Source organism: Bacteroides sp. D1, assembly GCF_000157095.2.
Classification (GTDB): domain Bacteria; phylum Bacteroidota; class Bacteroidia; order Bacteroidales; family Bacteroidaceae; genus Bacteroides; species Bacteroides xylanisolvens.
Genome location: NZ_JH114345.1, coordinates 94806 through 95143, shown reverse-complemented (window position 1 = coordinate 95143; position 338 = coordinate 94806). Strand labels below are relative to the sequence as shown.

The window sequence follows — 338 nt, the reverse complement described above, 5'->3', positions numbered from 1 at the left end:
GTAAATTTTCTCATATAGGTCTATTTTTTTAATATGATTGGTGATGATTGACTTGCATTTCTGGTGTTCACTCTTCTTTTTACACTTTGTTGAGTATCCAAGTTTGTCTCTTCTAAATCAACATCGGATATTTCATCTACATGAATCCTTCCGCTCCAACGTCCAGGCAATTTGGCTATTCTAGCATCTTTATCTTTTTCTTTATATTCAATTGTGGCAACATAGTCTACTGATACATCATACTCTTTAAAATAATAGGTCACCGTGAGTTTTGTACGTGGAGAAACTTTGACAGGTTCTATATGCTTTAATGTATTTTCCATTACTCTGCGTACATT

1 pseudogene is annotated in these 338 nt (G+C 33.4%); it reads right to left on the bottom strand.

Features of this window, described 5'->3' with window-relative positions:
* Positions 1-20: 20 nt before the first annotated feature.
* Positions 21-338: pseudogene (locus BSAG_RS06540) on the bottom strand (hypothetical protein); the annotation flags it as partial.